We start from the raw sequence: 6375 nt of genomic DNA on the forward strand, positions 1-6375 counted from the left end.
GAAAGTCAACATGGCACTGCCAGTAAGCGCGTGGCAAGCTTATTTACTCGTTCACACTATATCCCGGTTCGATTTAACGATGAACTTTCTAGTAAAGTATACGATCGTTACATCGAATCCCTTGATTTTAATAAAAGCGTTTTTTTAGCCAGTGATATTGCATCCTTTGAGCAATATCGCGATAGCTTTGACAACGCTTTAACTACCGGCAAGCTAGGCTTCACGTTTGATATTTTTAATTTAAGCCTAAAGCGCCGTTTTGAACGTTACGAATATTCACTTTCTTTATTAGAAAATGAAATGACGTTCGAAAAACAAGATGAATACTTTTTTGATCGTGAAGATGCAACGTGGCCAACATCGCAAGCAGAGCTAGACGAGATTTGGCGAGAGCGTGTTAAGTACGATGCACTGCGATTGAAAATGACTGGTAAAGATTGGGAGGGAATCAAAGAGGTTCTTACCAAGCGATACAAAAACGCTGAAAAGCGTCTAGTTCAATCTAACTCAGAAGATGCATTTCAAATTGTTTTAAATTCTTTAGCTCGCACGATAGAGGCGCATACGTCTTACTTATCACCAAGACGTGCTGAACAATTTAAAATGGATATGGACTTAGAACTTGAAGGCATTGGTGCTGTACTAACTCCTGACGAAGATTACACCGTAATTCGTAGTCTTGTACCAGGCGGTCCCGCAGACAAAACCGAACAAATTAAAGCAGATGACCGTATTATTGGCGTAGCACAAGACGGTGAAGATTTTACCGATGTGATTGGCTGGCGTTTAGACGATGTTGTAGATTTAATAAAAGGCCCTAAAGGTACGAAAGTACGTTTGCAATATTTGAAAGGTGCAGATGCTCATGGCACACCTAAAGTGGTCGAAATTACTCGTGACAAAATCCGTCTTGAAGACAGAGCTGCAAAGTCAGAAGTGTTTGAAGCTAAATATTCTGATTTATCAAGCAAGATTGGGGTTATTGAAATCCCAGGTTTTTACAATAATTTGTCTAAAGACGTAAAAGTTGAGTTAGCTAAATTAAAAGAGGCTAAAGTAGACGGTATTATTATCGACTTACGTCAAAATGGTGGTGGTTCGTTATACGAAGCGACCCAGCTTTCTGGCTTATTTTTCGATCAAGGTCCTGTTGTACAAATACATACTCTAAATAACCGAATTGAAGAGCAAAGAGATCGTGACGGAGTTACTTATTACGACGGGCCATTAACGGTTTTAGTTGATCGTTACAGTGCGTCTGCATCTGAGATTTTTGCCGCTGCAATGCAAGATTATGGTCGCGCTGTTATTATTGGCGAACAAACATTTGGTAAAGGCACTGTGCAGCAACATAAAGGTCTTGCAAGAGCGTATGATCTTTACGATAACCCATTAGGTAGCGTGCAATACACCATAGCTAAATTTTACCGTATTAATGGCGGCAGTACTCAGCACAAAGGTGTTATTCCTGACATTTCATTTCCATCGGCTATAGATCCTGCCGAGTGGGGTGAAAGTAAACAAGATAATGCACTTCCTTGGGATAGCATTGTTAAAGCAAAATATAAAAAGTTAGGAAATTTAACTCCAGTTATTCCTTACCTAGAAAAGCAGCATAAAGATCGTATTAAATCTGAACCTGAGTTCGGCTACGTGTTTGATGATATAGCGTTGTACAACGAAGAAAAAGATCGTAAAACGATTTCTTTAGTTGAAGCCACGCGTATTAAAGAAAAAGAAGAAGGTGAAGCGCGTGCATTAGTTCGTACAAATGAGCGCTTGAAACGATTAGGTAAAGATCCGGTTGAAAACCTAGATGATGTACCAGATGTAATTGATGAGCTTGACCCGTTCCTTGAAGAAGCGGCCTTAATTACTCAGGACTACATTAACTTTGGTCGCATCGCCAAAAAGTAAAAACTGGTTTTACCACTACAAAAAAGGCGCTCGTGCGCCTTTTTTGCTACCTATCACAGCCTAAATTGTTATAATCTCAAACTATTAAAAATTGAGCCGGCTTAGAAATGCTCAGTTAATACGCACTAAGTGCTAAAAATAATAATTAAACACGCTGTATGTGTGTAGGAGTCTCAACTTTGAACCCATTGGATGATAAACCAGTAAAACCCGCCTCATTTCTTGATGCATTAATTCCTATTTCAGTTTTAATTTGCTTGTTAGGGGCTGCGGTTTACTTATTTGGTGACAACTCGTCATCTGGACCAAACCAAATTGCACTTTTATTTGCAACCTTCGCAGCTGCTCTAATTGGCCTAAAAAACGGCTACACGTGGAAAAAGCTTGAGCAAGCTATGATAGAGGGTATAACGCTCTCTCTTGGCGCTATACTCATCTTATTAATGGTAGGTGCTTTGATAGGTACTTGGTTGTTATCGGGCACAGTACCAACGCTAATATATTATGGCCTGCAAGTAATTAACCCTAGTTGGTTTTATGCAGCAAGTTGTTTAATTTGTGGCATTGTGGCTATGAGCATTGGTAGCTCGTGGACCACTGCAGCTACAATTGGTGTTGCTTTATTAGGTGTTGCTACGGGTCTTGGTTTAGATCAGACAGTTACAGCTGGTGCTGTTATATCTGGTGCGTATTTTGGTGACAAACTAAGCCCACTCTCTGAAACAACTAACTTAGCGCCCGCAGTGGTTGGCTCTGACTTATTTGAACATATTCAGCATATGCTATGGACAACAGTTCCTAGCTTTGTGATTGCGCTTATTATATTTATATTTATGGGCTTTAACGCAACGGCTTCTAATGAGGCTGGGCGTTTAGACGAAATTACGCTAATTTTGGAGCAAAACTTCAATATTGGTTTTGAGATGCTCATTCCTTTAATTGTGCTTTTAGTGCTAGCAATTAAAAAAATGCCTGCTTTTCCTGCTATTTCTATTGGTGCTGTGGTTGGTGCTGTTTGGGCTATGCTATTTCAGTCTGACTTAATTGGTTCTCAAATTGATACTTCTCAAGGCGAAGTGGTTGGGTATTTCAAATTAGTATGGACGACATTTTTTGACGGTTTTAGCATCGATACCGGTGATGATAAAATGGACTCACTACTTAGCGGTGGTGGTATGGCGGGAATGTTAACAACGACGTGGTTAATTATGACTGCGCTTATGTTTGGCGCTATTATGGAAAAAACAGGCTTGTTAGACATTTTCGTAAAAAGTATTTTAAAAATAGCGAAAAGTACAGGCTCTTTAATTGCCTCGACTATTGCAACGTGTATTGGTACTAACCTCATTGCAGCCGATCAATATATTGCTATTGTGGTTCCTGGACGTATGTTTAAAGATGAATATAAAAAGCGCGGTTTAAAGCCGGTTAATTTATCTCGCACCTTAGAAGATGGCGGTACGATTACCAGTCCACTTATTCCTTGGAATACGTGTGGTGCTTACATGCAAAGTGTACTTTTAATAAACCCTTTCGATTACGCACTTTACGCTTTCTTTAACTTAATTAATCCCGTTTTAGCTGTTATATATGCGTATCTCGGTATTAAAATCTTACGTATTAAGCCAAAACAATCAGCCTAAATTTAGTAGCGCCTCTTCATATAGAGGCGCTTTTTTTGGAGTAATTATGACCGACTCAAAAACGCCCCAAGCTCAATATCTCAAAGACTATAAAGCGCCTAATTTTTTAATTGACCATACAGACCTAACGTTTGATCTTCAGCCTAAAACTACAACGGTAACAAGCGTACTGACGTTAACTCGTGTTGGTGATAATCAATCACCTCTAATACTAGATGGCATAGATTTACGTTTAACGTCCTTATCGATAGATGCGATTGAGATAACAGATTATAGCGTTGTTAATGAACAGCTAATTATTAATAACTTACCAGATCGTTGTAAATTACGTATTGTGACCGAGATATCTCCTGAGACAAATACATCTTTAGAAGGTCTTTACTTATCTGGTGGAGCCTATTGCACACAGTGTGAGGCACAGGGCTTCAGAAAGATAACATATTACATGGATCGTCCTGATGTGTTGTCTACGTTTGATGTGACAATTATTGCTGATTCAAGATACACGCATTTATTGTCTAATGGTAACCAAATTGACAAAGGTGAGACACCTGACGGCCGTCATTTTTCTAAATGGCAAGACCCATTTAAAAAACCAAGCTATTTATTTGCATTAGTTGCTGGTGATTTTGATGTATTAAACGATACCTATACAACCAAAAGTGGCCGAAAAATTGATTTAGCATTATTTGTAGATAAGGGTAATTTGCCTAAAACACCGCATGCTATGCAATCACTTAAAAAATCTATGCAATGGGATGAAGAGCGTTTTAATTTAGAATATGACCTTGATATATACATGATTGTAGCCGTAGATTTCTTTAATATGGGTGCAATGGAAAACAAAGGCTTAAATATATTTAACAGTAAATGTGTTTTGGCCAATCAAGAAACAGCAACGGATAAAGATTACCATACTATTGAGTCTATAGTCGGTCATGAATACTTTCACAATTGGACTGGTAATCGTGTTACGTGCAGAGATTGGTTTCAGTTATCACTTAAAGAGGGGCTAACTGTATTTAGAGACCAAGAATTTAGTAGTGATCTTGGATCGCGTGCACTCAACCGCATTGATGCAGTTAAGGTGATGCGTACGCATCAGTTCAGTGAAGACGCAGGGCCTATGGCGCATCCTATTCGACCGGAAAAAGTTATTGAAATGAATAACTTTTATACCGTAACAGTATACGACAAGGGTGCTGAAGTAATAAGAATGATGCATACCTTGCTTGGTGAGGTTAACTTTCAAAAAGGGATGGCGCTTTACTTTAAACGCCATGACGGCCAAGCAGTTACTTGTGACGACTTTGTCAGTGCTATGAGTGACGCATCGGGTGTTAATTTAGAGCAATTTAAGCGTTGGTATAGTCAGGCGGGTACGCCTCGCTTAAATGCTGTAGAACATTACGATAGTGCCGCAAATACCTACACACTAACAATAGAGCAAAATGCACCGATTAATCAGCCCGATAACAAACCGTTGCATATCCCGTTTGCCATTGAGTTGTTGGACGAATCGGGCAATAGTATCGAATTACAATACAAAGGTTTAAAAGTTAGTAATGTGCTTGATGTTACCGATAAAAAGCAGAGTTATACTTTTGAGAATGTGACTTGTAAACCTGTTGCTGTGTTGTTAGAAGACTTTTCAGCTCCGTGTATTCTAACTCAACAAACAACTGAGCTCGAGCTTTTACATATCATGCGTTTTGCACGAAGTGATTTTTCACGTTGGGATGCACAGCAACAATTGTTCATAAAAGCAGTAAAAGCAGCAGTTAACTCAGATACACAATTTCAATTAAGTGACGAGATAATTGAAGCCTTGCGTGTTTTAATTGTTTCAAAACAAGGCGATTTAGCGTTAATTGCTGAGTTATTAAAATTACCTAGCTTTGACACTTTAGCCGCAGAATTTGAAATTATTCCTGTTGATGAAATTATTCGTGTTGTAGCACAGTTCGAAATACAAATTGCCACAAGCCTTAATGATGAGCTTATCGCATGTTTTGGTTCATTACATGACGATGGTAGCATAAATGCCGAAGCGGTTGCTGTGCGGGCACTACAGCAAATATGCCTGCATTATCTTGCAAAGATGCCAAGCACACAAACAGATAAATTTATTAAACTAGCCGCTAGCTCGTCAAATATGACCAATGTGTTGGGGGCACTTAGCGCGGTGGTAAAAGCTTCTCATCCACTTTGTGATGACCTATTGTCGCACTTTGATAGTCAATGGCGACATGATGTACTTGTTATGGATAAGTGGTTTGCGCTTCAAGCAATGCAAACAGGTGAAGATGCTATTATTAATATTAAGTCATTATACGAGCACCCAAGTTTTGATTTTTCCAATCCCAATAGAGTCCGTGCTTTAGTGGGGAGTTTTAGCTACTTTAACACTCAGCAATTTCACCGTGCTGACGCGCAAGGATATGAATTGCTTGGTGATTTAATTGTTAAGCTGAATGCAATAAATCCACAAAATGCGTCAAGAATGCTAACACCGTTTATGTCTTGGAAACGTTATGATAAAACACGTTCAGCACTTATGAGAACGCAATTAGAACGTTTATCTAATTTAGATGGACTAAGTGACGACTTATTCGAGAAGGTTGAAAAAGCCCTTAATTAAATGCTTGAGTATTACTTTAATTTAAGATTGAGCTATAACGACTGTATGGATTACTACCACGGTCGATATAGTTCTGTGCAAGTGGTTGAAGAGGGTGGGAAGTCAATTCGGTTTTCTGCCGATCATTTAAGACCGTTTGTTACAAGTTTAGGTGTCAGAGGGCGTTTTAGAATG

The 6375-nt window shown here is 39.0% G+C and carries 4 protein-coding genes; all 4 read left to right on the forward strand.

All coding sequences use genetic code 11. The features are described from left to right. Positions 1-1917: carboxy terminal-processing peptidase (gene prc / locus BCG07_RS08830; protein ID WP_286889863.1), on the forward strand; the 1917-nt coding region annotated here is incomplete at its 5' end. A 179-nt stretch (positions 1918-2096) separates the two neighbouring features. Next, entirely contained in the window at positions 2097-3560 is a 1464-nt protein-coding gene (gene nhaC, locus BCG07_RS08835) for a Na+/H+ antiporter NhaC (protein WP_006792819.1), read from the forward strand. A gap of 46 nt (positions 3561-3606) precedes the next feature. After that, the gene (gene pepN / locus BCG07_RS08840) at positions 3607-6201 is read left to right on the forward strand and encodes an aminopeptidase N (protein WP_286889864.1); all 2595 of its coding nucleotides are present in this window, start codon (positions 3607-3609) and stop codon (positions 6199-6201) included. Beyond that, positions 6202-6375 (forward strand): DUF2835 family protein (locus BCG07_RS08845; RefSeq protein ID WP_286889866.1); only part of this gene is annotated, 174 nt, incomplete at its 3' end. It lies immediately after the preceding gene.

It is taken from the genome of Pseudoalteromonas sp. ESRF-bin5, assembly GCF_002632075.1.
Taxonomy (GTDB): domain Bacteria; phylum Pseudomonadota; class Gammaproteobacteria; order Enterobacterales; family Alteromonadaceae; genus Pseudoalteromonas; species Pseudoalteromonas marina.

Excerpts from the sequence above, each read along its gene's own strand:
- pepN (WP_286889864.1), top strand. The coding sequence starts at position 3,607 with ATGACCGACTCAAAAACGCCCCAAGCTCAATATCTCAAAGACTATAAA.